The sequence below is a fragment of the Fictibacillus enclensis genome (genome assembly GCF_001457035.1).
GTDB classification, from domain to species: Bacteria; Bacillota; Bacilli; order Bacillales; family Fictibacillaceae; genus Fictibacillus_C; species Fictibacillus_C enclensis.
In genome coordinates this window covers 1,192,603-1,208,679 of the sequence record NZ_KQ758617.1, presented here as the reverse complement: position 1 = coordinate 1,208,679, position 16,077 = coordinate 1,192,603, and the positions used below count along the sequence as shown (strand labels likewise).

Below are 16,077 nucleotides of genomic sequence, written 5' to 3'. Positions count from 1 at the left end.
TCCCTAAACGTTCTGGGGCCGTTTCTTTCATAACTTTAATATTATAACAGACTTCCCGCTCAAAAGGAATGTTTGCCATGGTAATGCACTTGTATTTAACCATACTTATATTTCACTTTATTAATAAATAAGAGTAAAATAGAATCAGATACTTTGCAAACGAAAGAGATGATGGTTTTATGTACTGGAAACGCTCCCTATGGATCCTCTGGCCGGCCAATTTTCTCATTGCGGCCGGCATGAGTCTGATCATCCCCTTCTTACCCCTTTATATCGAAAAGCTTGGCGTTCATAACCTCCAGCAGGTGGAGCATTGGACCGGCTGGATTTTTTCAGCCCAATTTATTACCTCTTTCTTGTTTCAGCCGCTCTGGGGCTCGCTTGCCGACCGCTACGGACGTAAAGCCATGCTCATCCGCTCTGCGATCGGAATGGGAGCTATTACTGCATTGATGGGCTTTGCCACCGGGCCGGGCCAGCTTTTGATTCTGCGCCTGATCAACGGTTTGTTTTCGGGCTTTATTTCCATGAGCATCTCCCTTCAAGCCTCCGTTACGCCTGATGAGCACGCCGGCAAATCACTGGGCACCCTGCAAACGGGCCAGATCGTCGGAACCCTTGTCGGTCCTTTAATCGGTGGCTTTTTATCGGAAGCGTTCGGCTTTGAAGGCGTCTTTTTCGTAACGGGCGGGCTCACTTTGATCGCCGGCCTGGTCGTCCTGTTTCTCATTCATGAAGATGTAACGGTGAAAACGAAAAAGGGTCAAAAGCAGAAAAAGAAAAAGGAATACAAAGCATTGCGACCGCTTTTTCCTGTTTTTATTGCGGCTGCCATTACTCAGCTCGCCATGATGAGCATTCAGCCGATCATCACACTTTACACGAGAACGATTTATCACGGCCAGCATCTAACCCTGATTGTTGGTTTGATCAGTGCGGTAACCGGGATCGCCAACCTCATTGGTTCACCCATACTGGGAAGGATCGGTGATAAAATCGGCCAGCGAAAGGTGCTCATTTTCTCCCTGATCATGGCCGCCCTCGCTTTTCTGCCGCAAGTCCTGGCCACCAACGTCAAGGTGCTTCTTGCGGGAAGGTTTCTGCTCGGCCTCTTTATCGGTGGGATGATTCCTTCGTTAAATGTACTTGTAAAAAAACTCGCTCCCGCTCATCTTCAGGCGACAGCATTCGGTCTCAGTTCATCGGCACGCTTTCTCGGAAATCTGCTGGGCCCGCTGCTCGGCACCTTTATTGCAGCCACCTATAATATTAAAGACATCTTTTACATTACGATGATCTTTCTCTTGATCAACATGGTTTCCATCGCAAGAAACAAAAAGCTCCGTCTGGCGCTTTCACAGCAAAAAAAGGCATCCTGAACATGGTTCAGGATGCCTTTTCTTTTTTTACATAAATTCCGCGAGCAACTCATTGAATTTCTGCTCATCCATTTTGAGGTCAGCATGAGCGAGTGCGTCTTGGCTGTAGCCGTGAGCCAATTCCTGGTAGGATGGCTTCTGTGTGTTTTGATAGATGATTCCCTTGACCAGTCCGTCATGCTCCATTAAGGTTTGCATGGCCTGCATACGGTTGGAAGAATCATATCCTTCGATCGTATCAAGACTGATTAAGTGCTCTTTAAACCAGTCATACGTGTTCACTTTATTGTATGTCACACAAGGCGAGAATACATTAATCAGGGAGAACCCTTTGTGCTCGATACCTTTTTGAATAATCGCAGTCAATTCTTTTAAATCACTGGAAAAGCTCTGTGCAACAAAAGTGGCGCCTGCGGTAAGGGCAAGCTCCATGATTCCGATGGCTGATTCCACAGAACCCTCTGGTGTACTTTTCGTCTTAAAGCCTTCAGCAGATCGCGGAGACGTTTGCCCTTTGGTTAATCCGTAAATTTGATTGTCCATAACGATGTACGTGACATCAATGTTTCGGCGGATGGCATGAACGGTATGGCCCATACCGATGGCAAATCCATCGCCGTCACCACCGGAAGCAATAACGGTCAGGTCACGGTTTGCCATTTTAACGCCCTGAGCAATCGGCAGCACGCGTCCATGGATGCCATGGAAGCCATAGGATTTGATATAACCGGAAATACGTCCGGAACAGCCGATGCCGGAAATGACAGCGAGATCATCCGGCTCAAGACCGACGTTGGCTGCTGCCCGCTGTATGGATGCCTGAACGGAGAAATCTCCGCAGCCGGGACACCAATTCGGTTTTACTGAGTTTCTGAATTCTTTAAACGTCGCCACTTAAACCAGCTCCTTGCATTTATTGAAAACTTCCGATGGAAGGAAAGGATTACCATCATATTTCAAGATGCTTTCAATCTTTTCGTGTGATCCAAGGTTCATCTTGAGAATGTTGGCAAGCTGACCTGTTGCGTTATTTTCGATAACAGCTACTTTTTTCGCTGAATCCACCAATTCTTTCATTTCTTTAAGCGGGAACGGATGAATCAGACGAAGGTGTGCATGGTTCACCTTAAGTCCTTCTGCTTCCAGACGAGGAATGATTTCTTCAATCACACCCCGGGTGGAATTAAAACCAACGAGCAGCAGGTCGGCTTCCTCGTTCGGCGTGTATTTAACGACTGGTGTATTGAATGTTAAATTCTTAAGCTTTCTCAAGCGTTTATCCATTTGCTTCAGGCGGTTGGCTGCCACCTCGGAAGGCTTGCCCGTCTCATCGTGCTCTACCCCGGTTACGTGATGAATACCGTTTTTCATCCCAGGGATGACACGCGGCGAGACGCCTGATTCTGTTACTTCATATCGTTTGAAATAACCGCCTTCCACTTCCGGAAGCTCAGCGTTCAGGTCCAGTGCGCCGCGGCGAATTTCCACTTTTCCAAAGTCAAGCGGTTCAACGGACTGCTTGCCGAGTGAAAGCTGAAGATCGGTCAAAAGAATAACAGGACATTGATATTCTTCGGCAATATTTAGTGCTTCCACTGCATCATAAAAGGCTTCCTCTGCGGTGCTTGGCGCCATAACGACCTTTGGAATTTCACCATGAGTACCGTAAATCATAGCCATCAAGTCGGACTGTTCCTGTTTGGTAGGTAGTCCTGTACTCGGGCCTCCGCGCTGCGTATCGACGATTACGAGCGGCGTTTCGGTCATGCCGGCAAGACCGATAGATTCCATCATGAGGGACAAGCCCGGCCCTGCAGAAGAAGTAACTGTACGAACACCGGCATAGTTCGCGCCGATTGCCATTGTGGCTGCCGCAATCTCATCCTCTGTCTGAATAACAGTTCCGCCAAACTGGGGAAGCTTTTTAATCAGGTATTCCATAATTTCAGACGCCGGTGTAATCGGATAAGCAGACATGAAACGCACGCCACCTGCCACAAAACCAAGAGCGATCGCATCATTGCCAATCATAAACATCCGTTTTTGACCATCCGCCTTGTTCAACTGGAAGCCTGCAAGAGGTCCGCCGGCTGCCTCCATAAAGTAAACCGCACCCCTTCGGATGGCTTCCATGTTCTTTTCAACGACTTTAGCGCCTTTTCGTAAAAAGATTTCTTCCACTACTTCGGTATAAGCTTCAGCGGGAAGATCAAGAACCGCACTGGTTGCCCCGATGGCTACCATGTTTTTCATGAGCGATGTTCCGAGCTCATTGGCAATCTCCGTAAACGGCACGGAAAAAAGCCTGACCTTTGATCCTTCTGGTACGACCGGATTGAATTTAGCATCACCGATGACGACACCGCCGTCCCGCATTTCATGTATATTAACATCGATCGTTTCCTGGTCAAATGCGACAAGAATATCCAGATCATCGGAAATCGATCTGGTTTGCTTTGTGCTGACGCGGATTTTATTATTCGTATGGCCGCCTTTAATTCGAGAAGAAAAGTGCCGGTAGCTGTAGAGATAGTATCCAAGCCGGTTTAAGGCCATGGCAAAAATTTCACCGGTACTGTCGATTCCTTCCCCTTGCTGTCCGCCAACTTTCCAGGAAAGTTGATCAATCATGTACTCCACCCCTTCTATTCTTTTCATCCGTATACTCATCCACAGCTTCATTGGAGAAATAAAAATAAATCTCAATGTATAAAAATACGCTCTTTTCCTGTCGAAAATAAGCGCGCTGATTCTTGAGATGGGTATCAGTTTGTGTGTTTAAATATGTACTAAACGCTTACAATTCTAGCTCTATATTCGCAAAAAAGCAAGTATTCTTGGAAATAAATCCAGGACCCTTCCGTGAAAAAGGCCTGTTCACATGAATTCATGAAAACAGGCCAGTCCATGGTTTTTTCAATTATCGAGGTTCCACGATCAACTTGATCGCAGTCCGTTCCTCTCCATCGATCAGAATTTCCGTAAAAGCAGGAATACAAATGAGGTCGACTCCGCTGGGTGCTACAAATCCTCGTGCAATGGCTACTGCCTTAACGGCTTGGTTTAATGCACCTGCCCCAATTGCCTGTATTTCAGCCCCTCCACGTTCACGAAGGACTCCGGCAAGCGCACCAGCTACAGAATTAGGGTTGGATTTTGCTGAAACTTTTAATATTTCCATTAATTTGTACCTCCTTAGAGATCTGATACCAATTCTACTATATTCATTGGTAAGAGCCCGTATTCCTGCAGACGGAAAAGTTTCATTCAGATCAATAAGCCTGAGCGTGTATATACGGCATGACGATTCGCCTCTTATTCAAAAAACGGGTGGTCATCGTTAATAAGAATCGTCTTGATACTTTTGGCTTTTCCAGTTGCAGGATCACACTCTATTATTACGCCACTTAACTGTTCCCGTCCGGAAGATACTTCAAACCTTACCGGTAAACTGGTAACAAACTTTTTTATCACCGCTTCCCGGTCCATACCAAGGATTCCGTCATAGGGGCCGGTCATGCCGACATCGGTCAAATAAGCCGTTCCTTCCGGCAAGATCCGCTGATCGGCAGTTTGAACGTGTGTGTGGGTTCCGACAACCGCCGTCACCTTGCCATCCAAAAACCATCCCATTGCTTGTTTTTCACTGGTTGCCTCTGCATGGAAGTCCACAAAGATAATAGGCGTCCGTTTGCGCATATCGCGGATCAGCTCTTCGGCTTTTTCAAACGGGCAATCGAGGGGTGGCAGGAAGGTTCTTCCCTGCAGATTGATAATACCAACCTCAAGCTGGTTCATCTTTAAAATTGCGGAACCACTGCCCGGTGTCCCCTCCGGAAAGTTGGCCGGACGGACAAGCTGGGGAGTCGTATCAATAATTTCAAAGATCTCTTTATTGTCCCACGCATGGTTGCCAAGGGTAATCGCCTGGGCTCCCGCTTCAAATATTCCTTTTACGATTTTGCCGGTAATTCCTCTGCCATGGGCCGCGTTTTCACCATTTACAATGGTGACAAGCGGCTGGTACTTACGTTTCAGCTTCGGCAGGTACATATCGATCATCTTTCTTCCCGGGGCCCCTACAACATCCCCTATGAATAAAATCTTCATCAGGCTCTCCTTTTTCATTCAACCTCTGCATAAAAACAAAATAAAGTGGTTTTCACCACTTTATTTTGCGTACTCAACTGCTCTTGTTTCCCGAATGACTGTAACTTTAATATGTCCCGGATAATCCAGTTCATTTTCAATTTTTTTCGTAATATCGCGTGCCAGACGGTAAGAAGCCACATCATCGATTAAATCAGGTTTAACCATGATTCGGATTTCTCTTCCTGCCTGAATGGCGAAAGATTTTTCCACGCCGTCGAAGGATTCGGAGATCTCTTCGAGTTTTTCCAAACGGCGAATGTACGTTTCAAGCGTTTCACGGCGTGCGCCCGGCCTTGCTGCCGATAATGCATCAGCTGCGGCTACAAGCGTCGCAATGATGGACGTTGGTTCTGTATCACCATGGTGGGATGCAATTGAATTGATCACCACTGGATGTTCTTTGTACTTTGTCGCCAATTCCACGCCGATATCCACGTGGCTGCCTTCCACTTCATGGTCAATGGCTTTTCCGATGTCATGAAGCAAGCCTGCACGGCGTGCCAAATGAACATCTTCTCCAATTTCTGCAGCCATCAGCCCGGTAAGATAGGCCACTTCCGTTGAATGCTTCAACACGTTCTGACCATAGCTTGTACGATATTTCAATCGGCCTAAAATCTTTATCAAGTCAGGGTGAAGGCCATGAACACCTATTTCAAATGTAGTCTGTTCACCGACTTCACGGATGTATTCATCCACTTCACGGCGGGATTTCTCCACCATTTCTTCAATGCGCGCCGGGTGAATCCTTCCATCCTGGACAAGCTTATCAAGCGCCAGACGGGCAATTTCCCGACGGATCGGGTCGAATCCTGAAAGAATGACCGCTTCAGGTGTATCATCGATGATCAAATCAATACCTGTGAGCGTTTCCAGTGTTCGGATGTTTCGCCCTTCACGCCCGATGATCCGTCCCTTCATCTCATCATTTGGCAGGTTAACGACGGAAACCGTCGTTTCAGCAACGTGGTCAGCCGCACAGCGTTGGATCGCCAGAGAAAGAATTTCTTTCGCTTTCTTGTCTCCTTCTTCCTTGGCACGGTTTTCCATATCTTTCACCATCATAGCCATTTCGTGTGAAACTTCGTTTTCCACTTCTCCCATGATGATCAGCTTTGCTTCTTCACGTGTAAAGCCGGATATGCGTTCCAATTCTTTTTGCTGCTCTCTGAGCAGCTCCTCCACTTTGCTTTCAATCTCTTCAATTTGTCGTTGTTTTTTGGTGAGAGACTCCTCGCGTTTTTCCAATGATTCCTCTTTTTTATCAAGAGTCTCACTTTTTCTGTCCAGAATCTCTTCTTTTTGAACCAATCGTTGTTCTTGTCTTTGAAGCTCATTTCTGCGATCTCGAATTTCGCGCTCTGCTTCTGTTCTGAGCTTATGGATTTCATCTTTTGCTTCAAGCAGCGCTTCCTTCTTGCTGGCTTCACCGTCTCGTTTTGCATCTTCGACGATTTGGGCTGCAGCATTTTCAGCGCTCGAAATTTTCGCTTCGGCGATCTTTTTCCTAACAAGATATCCGACAACTGCACCGACACCTGCTGAGACAAGCAAACTGGAGATGAAGACAATAAATGTTGTTTCCATGTTTCCACCTCCTCTTGCTATCTACTTTTTGTACTGGGTCATAAGCATCATTCGTGTAACAAAGTGTTGTGCACTAGTCATGCCATTCTCAATTTTAAGCTCATATCATTTAATTTCGAGTGAAATCAAAGTATATCTCCATTTTATAAACTACAGCCCGTTATGTCAAGAGATGTCAAATCACCTATAATAAATCTTCCTTATGAAATTGGCAAGTTTTAATTCCTTCCAATCTTCAAATCTGCACACGACGGTTTTTAACATACTGCAAAAAAGGCCGTACATTCGGGATGTACGGCCTTCGGGTGCTATTCGGTTAGCTCAAATTCCTCTTCTTCTTCCGGCCGGGCAGCAGCATCAACGGTGTTGACTTCCCCACCCAATTGATAATAGCTTCTGATTTGGGTGATGATTTCTTCCGCCACTTCTTCATTTTCCTTTAAGAATTGCTTGGAGTTCTCTCTGCCCTGGCCGAGACGGTCTCCATCAAAGGAGTACCAGGCGCCGCTCTTTTGAACCACGTCAATATCGGAACCAATATCAAGGATTTCCCCTTCTCTTGAAATCCCTTCGCCGTACATAATGTCCACCTCTGCCTGTTTAAACGGAGGTGCAACCTTGTTTTTAACCACTTTGATTCTTGTTTTATTCCCTACCATATCGGTTCCCTGCTTGAGGGTTTCCGCACGGCGGACTTCAAGACGGACAGAAGAATAAAACTTAAGCGCGCGTCCACCCGGAGTGGTTTCAGGGTTTCCGAACATAACGCCCACTTTTTCACGAATCTGGTTGATAAACACCGCGATGGTTTTGGATTTGCTGATTGCTCCGGAAAGCTTACGCAAAGCCTGGGACATCAATCTTGCCTGAAGACCCACATGGGAATCTCCCATTTCGCCTTCAATCTCTGCTTTTGGCACAAGAGCCGCAACAGAGTCAATGATCAGAATATCCACTGCGCCGCTTCGGACTAGGGCTTCAGCAATTTCAAGCGCCTGTTCGCCTGTATCCGGCTGTGACAGCAGAAGCTCATCGATGTTTACGCCAAGTTTTTGGGCATACACCGGGTCAAGGGCATGCTCCGCATCAATAAAAGCAGCTTGTCCGCCGTTTTTCTGGACTTCAGCTATCGCATGAAGCGCAACGGTTGTTTTACCGGAAGATTCAGGTCCGTAAACTTCAATGATTCTTCCCCGTGGATATCCGCCTACACCAAGCGCGATATCAAGCGCCAAAGATCCGCTCGAGATGGTGGAGACTCTCTGTTCAGCCTGCTCGCCAAGTTTCATGATGGAACCTTTTCCGAATTGCTTTTCGATCTGGCGCAAGGCCATGTCAAGTGCCGCTTTGCGGTCGCTCATGTAATCACTCCTCAAATTTATATCATTGCACATGTAAGTACAAAATGATGTCATTTCCTATAGTTCTATTTTACTTCTTTTTTGCTCATTTGCCAATCTTTTTGCGAACATTTATTCGATTTTTCATTGACCTTTCTTGACCTTTGTCAACAAAAAGAACAATCCGTGCTTTACCGACCGCTCTCTTATGCTTGCCCGTGACCCGGAGAGGCTGAGCGAAAATACCTCTGTTCCGTTCTTGTCCGACAAACCGATAAAAACGGTTCCCGGCTCCTTGCCTTCACTTTTATCCGGTCCTGCCACCCCGGTAAAACTGATGCCGATATCCGAACCAGTCAGCTTTCGGACGTTGTCCGCCATTTGTTTAGCCGTGTCAGGACTTACAGCTCCATGGGATGCGAGAACGTCCGGGCTGACATCAAGCAGCTTTTCTTTCATCTCATTGCTGTAGCAAACCACAGAACCTTTGTAGAATGCTGAACTGCCGGGCAGCTCGGTCAACTGCTGCCCGAACCAACCGCCAGTAAGGCTCTCGGCAGAAGAAACGGTCAGGTTGCTGCTTTTTAAATATTCTGCTGTTGTTTCTGTCAGACTTGTTTCACCATATCCGTACAAAAATTCACCAACCCGCTCGTTAATGCGTTCTTCAAGCAGGTCCAGCTGAATATTTGCCATATGTATATCTTTGAATTTGGCAGACAGTCTCAGGGTGACTTCATGACTGCCGGCGAGCGGCGCTACGGTCGGGTTGGTCTGCTCATCGATAATGTCCTGCAGTGTGGCTTCTAGGAGCGACTCACCAATGCCAAAAAAACGGAGGACTCTCGATACGATCGGTTCCACGCCGGGAAGCTTGGCGGTGAGATAGGTGATACCGAAATTCCTGAACATCGGGCGCATTTCCTTTGGCGGTCCCGGAAGAAGCATATACGTTATTCCACCCGCTTCAAGGGCCATGCCCGGCGCCATTCCGTTTTTGTTGGGCAGCACATCTGCCCCTTCAAGCACAAGCGCCTGTTTTCTGTTATTTTCGGTCATCGTTCTTCCTGTTCTCTTGTAATAGAGCTCGATTCCTTCCATTGCTTCCACATCATACACCAGTTGTTTTCCCAAAACCGCGGCAATGGTTTCTTTGGTTAAATCATCTTTTGTCGGTCCGAGACCTCCGGTGAAAATGATCAGATTGGACCTCGTCTGAGCGTTCTGGATGACCGTTTCCAAACGTCCCGGATTATCACCCACTACGGAATGGTAAAAAACATTGATTCCGGCCTCAGCCAGTTCCGATGAAATAAATTGGGCATTGGTGTTTGCGATCTGTCCTAAAAGAAGCTCGCTTCCGACAGCAATAATTTCTGCATTCATTCGCGTATTCCCCCGTATTAATGTGGTATAAACTTTCGGTCTAATAAAAAAACAGGAGAATGATATGGTTCTCCTGTTCATGCTGTTATTTTGATTTTAGCATAACTTCTTTGTTTTGAATAAAATATTCCCACCCTGAATAAAGGGTAATCAGTGTAGCAGCCCACATGCTGATTTGGGCAAAAGGTATCCCGATCCATGCAAACGGAATATTGTGCAATAGCAAGGCAGATATGGCAATAATCTGGATCCATGTCTTCAGTTTCCCCATCTGGCTTGCTGCGATGACTGCCCCTTCTGCCGCTGCCACAAGACGGATGCCGGTGACGGCGAATTCACGGCTGAGGATAATGATGACCATCCAGGCCGGTGCGTAACCAAGCTGGACAAGCGCCACAAACGCAGCAGTTACGAGCAATTTATCCGCCAGAGGATCCAAAAATTTTCCGAAATTGGTCACCAGGCCGAGCTTGCGGGCGTAGTAGCCGTCCACCCAATCGGTACAGGAGGCAACAATAAAGATCAGAGCAGCCACCAAATGAGTGACCGGTAGACCCACGCCCATCCATGTGACAGTCCCCCATTCGAAACCGGTTAGTAGCACAATCATGAAGACTGGGATTAAAAAAATACGTGAAATAGTAATTTTATTTGGCAAATTCATTTTCTTTCCTCCAATTTTGACAGCGCGTACACGGCGTTACCTGTAGATTATTGTTTGCTGAAAGCCGTGTTTTTAATGACAATTCTCTGGTGGATCCCACGTTTTTCGGTAGGAATCGGGTAGGAGAACGGTTTACCATTAATCGTTAACTTCGCAAAATTGGCGGCTCCGATATTCAGTTCAACCTCTTTTTTACCGGTTAAATCATACTTGGCGGTATCTCCTTTTTTAAACATCTTGCTTGCCAGTTGTTTTGAATCTGCTTTTACATCCATATATACAGGTCCGTTCATTTTAAAGGCAATCTCGAATGCATCCGCTTCCTTGAGTTCGTATGTAGTGGTAATTCCCCGAGTGCCTTTTTTTACCAGAACCGCTTCTTTCTTTTCAGGTTGCTTTTGCTCTTTCGGTTTTTCCGGTGTTTTCTTTTCCGGTTCTTTCTTTTCTTCCTTTGCCTTTTCCGCACTGTCTTTTTCTGCGTTTTTGCTATTATTGATCTCTACAGACGCGGGATTCGAGCCATTAGAATTGCCGTTGGCTCCTGAGTCACGATTGGCAAGATATGCCCAAACGCCGACAAGGACAGCAAGAATTACGACAGAAACCAGCATTATGGGAAGCCAGGTTTTAAAAACAGATTCTCCGCCATCAAGCGACTGCTTGTTTCGTTCCGAACGTGGAATAAACTCCGTTGGCTCCTTTTCGGCTTTTGGGATTTCAGATTCAAACCGCTCGAATACTTCTTCATAATTCAACCCAACGGTTTCGCTGTAATTTTTTATAAACGCTCTGGCATAGAAGGAACCTGGCAGGACTTCATACCGCCCTTCCTCAATCGCCTGCAGGTAACGTTTTTGAATTTTAGTTTCCGTTTGGAGCTGTTCAAGGGAAAATCCTTTTTCCTCCCTGTTCTCTCGCAAAAAATTTCCTAGTTCAGTCAAGTTTACCACCTTCCACTAATTGAAGTCATTCAAATGCGGAAAATCCTACATCTGTTTCGATTGCTTCGTATGTGATTGCTTCATTGGGATCGTTTCGCAATTCAATGATGTAATCAAAATCACCCATGCTGTATTCCGTCTGTTGAACAAAAACATCAGGATGCTCAATTACTTTTGCTGTAGGCATGCGCATAATTTCCCGGATAAGCTGCCAGTGCCGCTCATTGGAACGGCGGGATGATACAATGCCATCAATAATATAAACATTGTTTGTACTGTATTCATCATCAGCCAGCTGAACACGCATGGTTTGTTTAAGAAGCGTAGAAGATATAAATACCCATTTCTTGCTCGCACAAACACTCGAAGCAACAATGGACTCAGTTTTGCCTACGCGCGGCATACCCCGGATTCCAATCAGCTTATGGCCTTCCACTTTATAAAGCTCGGCCAGAAAATCGACAAGCAGGCCCAATTCATCCCTGACAAACCGGAATGTTTTTTTATCGTCCGCATCACGTTGTATGTATCGTCCATGCCGCACAGCCAAAATATCGCGCAGCTTTGGCTTCCGGAATTTTGTAACCGTAATATTATCCATGGATTGAAGGATTGAGCGAAGTCGTTCCACCTTCTCCTGCTTGTCTACCAAGAGAAGAAGCCCCCGTCTTCCATTGTCCACGCCATTGATCGTCACGATATTGATTCCAAGCATTCCCATAAGAGATGATATATCACCAAGGAGCCCAGGACGATTCTTATTGATTTCATATTCAAGGTACCATTCCTGTTCGCCCATTCTTCAGCTCCCTTTCATTTTTCCGTATTGATTACCACTTCATTACTTAATAATATCTGATTTCAAATTATTATGAAAGAAAAAATAAAAGGATGTTAAGAAAAATTCTTAACATCCTTTAAAGTCAGCTATCCTTCTGAACCATTTTCACCATCATGTTGGCGATGGCGTGTTTTTCCTCGTCGCTTGCCACATTCCAAAGATCAGCAAGAACTTTTTCCTCAGCATTTTTAGGGTCAACATGGGATGCAAGGTATCCACCGATCTCTGTAGCGAGGTTGGAAACGGTTGATTGATCCATGCCTTGCCCTTCAGCATGTTCAAGGCGGTCAGAAAGAAAACTCTTCCATTGTCCAAAGTTATCTAATACAGACATGTTTGTTCCTCCTTAAAATATGGTACATCCCTTAATATTTCAAGAAGAAAGGTGAATTATGCATGCCCTAGGACAAATTTTAACTATGCCATCCTCCGCTCGCCGTAATCACATGGCCATTGATATAGGAGGATTTATCGGAAAGCAAAAACAGCGCAATTTCGGCGATCTCTTCCGGTTTTCCGAGCCGTCCTGCGGGGATCTCATCGTTCAGGTCCTGAAGCTCCTCTTCAGAAAACCCGCTCATCATTTTCGTTTCCACAGCTCCTGGCGCAATACCGTTCACCCGGATACCGCTTGGGGCGGCTTCTTTCGCCATCGCTTTCACAAAGGTATTCAATCCGCCTTTCAAGGTGGAATAAAGCACTTCGCAAGAAGCACCAGCAGCTCCCCAAACCGATGAAACAGCGATGATATTCCCTCTTCCTCTTTTGACCATTTGCGGCAGCACATGCTTCGTAATCATAATGGGGCTGGTCAAATTAAGCTGGATCATCCTTTCCATCGTTTCCTGCTTCATATCTGTCAACAGCCCGTAATAAGAGGAGGCACTATTATGGATCACGGCATCCACTGGAACAAACAGGGAGGAAAGCAGTTTTTCTGTGCCTTCCTTCAGGGATAAATCTGCTTGCAGTAGTAAAATTTCGATTTGGTATCGATCAACAAGCTCTTTTTCAAGCAGTTTTGCCTGCTCTGCCCCCTGATTGTAATGAAGAATGAGGGAGTAGCCGGCCCCTGCCAGTACGCGGGAAATGCTGGAGCCAATTCCGCCGCTCGCCCCGGTCACAAGAACCCATTTTGACATTTATAGTTCACCTGCTTAAAAAACATCCCTGCTCGGCGCAGGGATGTTTGTTTTACTTTCATTATGACTGTTTCTTCTTTACCTGGCAAACGGTCAGCTGACTTTCCTCGAAATGGTCGTTTAACGCGTCCTGAAGCTGTTTGACGGTCAGTTCCTCAAAAGTAGGAATCACATCAAAAAGGTTCATCTCATTAAATTCATACCGGGTAAACTGGTTGGCAATAAATTCAGGAGAATTCAGCGCTCTCAGAAACGAACCAATTTTCTTTTTCCTCGCCCGTTCAAGATCTTCTTCATTCAGCGTCTTCTGTTTGAATTCATTCACCATTTCGGAAATACGCTGCGCAAACGTATCCGGATCGGTTGTATCCCCGCCGATCATGGAAAAACCAAATCCCATCTCTTCGGTATAATCAAACGAAAAGGAAGGATCAATCAGGCCTTCTTCATACAGCTTCTCGTAATTCTTGGTGCTTTTGCCAAACATTATCTCCAATAAAAGGTTAATGGACAATTCACGGACAAGAAGGTCCTTCCCGCTTCGCTGCGGGCGCTTCTCCTTATAGCCCATATAGCACTTTGGCGTTTGCACTGGCATGTGGAGCACTTCTTTTCTGTTGGCGGGTTCAGCCGGTTCCTCATCAAAAAATCGCTCGATCGGCGGCTGATCATTATAATCCTTGCCCGCCTGGTTCTTTTCCACAAGACCCATAATTTTTTCTGCATCAATCGGGCCGACAATAAAGAGGAGCATGTTGCTCGGATGATAAAAGGTATTGTAGCATTCGTACAGATCATCCTTCGTGATTTTCGCAATGGATTCCACCGTTCCTGCGATATCAATAGCCACAGGATGATTTTTGTACATATTCGCGATCAGGCCAAAGTACACGCGCCAGTCCGGATTATCATCATACATCCTGATTTCCTGGCCAATTATGCCTTTTTCCTTTTCCACCGTTTTTTCTGTAAAATACGGAGCCTGAACAAAATCAATAAGGGTGGTCAGGTTTTTCTCCACGTCGCCGGTCGTTGAAAATAAGTAGGCGGTACGGTTAAACGTGGTAAACGCGTTCGCGGATGCTCCCTGCTTACTAAAGTCCTGAAAAACGTCTCCATGTTCCTTCTCAAAAAGCTTATGCTCAAGAAAATGGGCAATACCATCCGGAACTTTCACTTTTTCCTCTTTCCCAAGCGGGACAAAGTGGTTGTCCACTGAACCATAGTGGGTCGTAAAAGTGGCATAAGTTTTGTTAAAATCCTTTTTCTCAAGGATATATACTTTCAGGCCGTTCGGAAGTGTTTTGTGGTTCAATGTTTCTTTAAGCTGGTTAAAATGGATTTGTTCCATCATTCTCCCCTCCCTTTTAAGAAATAAATGGTATCGAGCTGAATCTTTTGGGATACATCCCTGACTTGTTCCTTTGTGACATTCTGGATGCCTTCGAGCCATTCCTCAATGGTTCGTTTGTGGCGGGAAACCACTTCATGATAAAGAACCTCCACCAGGCCTGTTGAATCATCAACGGTTTCAAGGATTTGGTTTCTGATCATGGCTTTCGTCTGTTCGAGTTCCCCATCGGTAATGTTGCCGTTTCGGATTTCCTCAAGCTGTTCATTGATGATCTTCACGGTTTTTTCATAATTTTTGGTCTCAATGCCGGACATCACAAAAATGATGCCTTTATGGCTTTCAAACCGCGAAGCAGCATAATACGCGAGGCTCTCTTTTTCACGCACGTTCATAAACAGCTTGGAATGTGAAAATCCGCCGAACACCCCGTTGAATACCTGAAGGGCAAGGTATTCCGGATCGCTGTAAGTAATATAAGTTCGATAACCCATATGCAGCTTTCCTTGCTGCACTTCCTGTTCTTCGAAAACTTCCTTTACTTCGTCCACCCTTTGCTTGCCTGTTGGAGATGTTCGTTTCGGTTCCATTCTGTCTTGCGGAAACACAAAATGTTTTTTGGCCAATTCCTGCAGTGCATTCCTAGAAACATCACCGACCGCATAAAGATGAATTTCATCTTCTTTCATGACTTTTATATAATAGTCATACAGTGTTTCGGGCGTAATCGAATCCACTTCCTGCTCATTGCCGTACACATTAAAGCGGTACGGTTCCTCATCAAACATTTCTTCAATCAGGCGCTTGTTGGCATACCTCATTTTATCGTCATAAATCGATTCAATCTGCTGTTTTAACGACCGCTTTTCCTTTTGAACAATCCTGGGCAGGAACCCTTCACCTTGTTTGGCCGGCTTCAGAAGAACCTGGGAAAGCAATTCAAACGCCCGGTCAAGCAAAGGCGTGTTGTCACTCAAAAACTTTTCATTCGCCACATCCATTCTCAGGGTGATGATCTGGTATTCACCTTTTTTAGAAAGATCCACCCCGAGTGTAGCCCCGTAAAGACCATCGAGTGCCCCACGAAGCTCTTTGCTGCTCGGATAGCGTTCTGTGCCGCTTTGCAGCACATAGGGAAGCAAGGCCCTTTTGGTTACTTCTTCTTCTGTAATCGGGCTTTTAATTTGCAGGATTAAAGAAGTGGTTTTATATTTGGTAGTTTCGATCGTATGTAAGGTCATTCCGGGCATATCCGCCACGTGATGGTCTACAAGTGTCATTTCGGTTCCTCCCT

General features: G+C 45.9%; 15 protein-coding genes. 1 reads left to right on the top strand and 14 read right to left on the bottom strand.

Annotated features, from left to right (window positions below; genetic code table 11):
* Positions 1–179 precede the first annotated feature (179 nt).
* A complete protein-coding gene (locus AS030_RS06350) occupies positions 180–1,379 on the top strand; it encodes an MFS transporter (protein WP_061969597.1) in 1,200 nt (399 codons plus the stop codon).
* Positions 1,380–1,406: 27 nt separating this feature from the next.
* Here the strand turns inward: AS030_RS06350 and AS030_RS06345 are convergent, their stop codons facing one another.
* The 14 genes from AS030_RS06345 to yfmF all read right to left on the bottom strand — a co-directional run bounded on the left by AS030_RS06345 (position 1,407) and on the right by yfmF (position 16,063).
* Complete coding sequence (locus AS030_RS06345; protein WP_061969594.1) at positions 1,407–2,273, bottom strand: 2-oxoacid:ferredoxin oxidoreductase subunit beta; 867 nt, start codon at positions 2,271–2,273, stop codon at positions 1,407–1,409.
* The gene (locus tag AS030_RS06340) at positions 2,274–4,010 is read right to left on the bottom strand and encodes a 2-oxoacid:acceptor oxidoreductase subunit alpha (protein ID WP_061969591.1); all 1,737 of its coding nucleotides are present in this window, start codon (positions 4,008–4,010) and stop codon (positions 2,274–2,276) included.
* A gap of 289 nt (positions 4,011–4,299) precedes the next feature.
* Positions 4,300–4,560 carry a stage V sporulation protein SpoVS gene (spoVS, locus tag AS030_RS06335; RefSeq protein WP_061969589.1) on the bottom strand — a complete coding sequence of 87 codons (261 nt, stop codon included), beginning with the start codon at positions 4,558–4,560 and terminating at the stop codon, positions 4,300–4,302.
* Between the two features lie 134 nt (positions 4,561–4,694).
* Complete coding sequence (locus AS030_RS06330) at positions 4,695–5,489, bottom strand: TIGR00282 family metallophosphoesterase (RefSeq protein WP_061969586.1); 795 nt, start codon at positions 5,487–5,489, stop codon at positions 4,695–4,697.
* Between the two features lie 60 nt (positions 5,490–5,549).
* A complete protein-coding gene (gene rny, locus AS030_RS06325; protein WP_061969584.1) occupies positions 5,550–7,118 on the bottom strand; it encodes a ribonuclease Y in 1,569 nt (522 codons plus the stop codon).
* 308 nt (positions 7,119–7,426) lie between these two features.
* Positions 7,427–8,479, bottom strand: coding sequence for a recombinase RecA (gene recA / locus AS030_RS06320; protein ID WP_061969581.1), 1,053 nt, complete (start codon positions 8,477–8,479; stop codon positions 7,427–7,429).
* Positions 8,480–8,602: 123 nt separating this feature from the next.
* A complete protein-coding gene (locus AS030_RS06315) occupies positions 8,603–9,844 on the bottom strand; it encodes a competence/damage-inducible protein A (protein WP_061969579.1) in 1,242 nt (413 codons plus the stop codon).
* Positions 9,845–9,929: 85 nt separating this feature from the next.
* Positions 9,930–10,508: a CDP-diacylglycerol--glycerol-3-phosphate 3-phosphatidyltransferase gene (pgsA, locus tag AS030_RS06310; RefSeq protein WP_061969576.1), complete on the bottom strand. Its 579-nt coding sequence runs from the start codon at positions 10,506–10,508 to the stop codon at positions 9,930–9,932.
* A gap of 47 nt (positions 10,509–10,555) precedes the next feature.
* Positions 10,556–11,449, bottom strand: coding sequence for a helix-turn-helix domain-containing protein (locus AS030_RS06305; protein ID WP_061969574.1), 894 nt, complete (start codon positions 11,447–11,449; stop codon positions 10,556–10,558).
* Positions 11,450–11,474: 25 nt separating this feature from the next.
* Positions 11,475–12,248 (bottom strand): DUF3388 domain-containing protein, encoded by a 774-nt coding sequence (locus tag AS030_RS06300; RefSeq protein WP_061969572.1) that lies wholly within the window; start codon positions 12,246–12,248, stop codon positions 11,475–11,477.
* A gap of 124 nt (positions 12,249–12,372) precedes the next feature.
* Positions 12,373–12,624 (bottom strand): DUF3243 domain-containing protein, encoded by a 252-nt coding sequence (locus AS030_RS06295; RefSeq protein ID WP_061969569.1) that lies wholly within the window; start codon positions 12,622–12,624, stop codon positions 12,373–12,375.
* Positions 12,625–12,703: 79 nt separating this feature from the next.
* Positions 12,704–13,432, bottom strand: coding sequence for an elongation factor P 5-aminopentanone reductase (gene ymfI, locus AS030_RS06290; protein ID WP_061969567.1), 729 nt, complete (start codon positions 13,430–13,432; stop codon positions 12,704–12,706).
* A 61-nt stretch (positions 13,433–13,493) separates the two neighbouring features.
* Complete coding sequence (yfmH, locus tag AS030_RS06285) at positions 13,494–14,783, bottom strand: EF-P 5-aminopentanol modification-associated protein YfmH (RefSeq protein ID WP_061969565.1); 1,290 nt, start codon at positions 14,781–14,783, stop codon at positions 13,494–13,496.
* Positions 14,783–16,063 (bottom strand): EF-P 5-aminopentanol modification-associated protein YfmF, encoded by a 1,281-nt coding sequence (gene yfmF / locus AS030_RS06280; RefSeq protein ID WP_061969562.1) that lies wholly within the window; start codon positions 16,061–16,063, stop codon positions 14,783–14,785. The genes yfmH and yfmF overlap by 1 nt, the downstream gene beginning before the upstream one ends.
* Between the last annotated feature and the right edge of the window lie 14 nt (positions 16,064–16,077).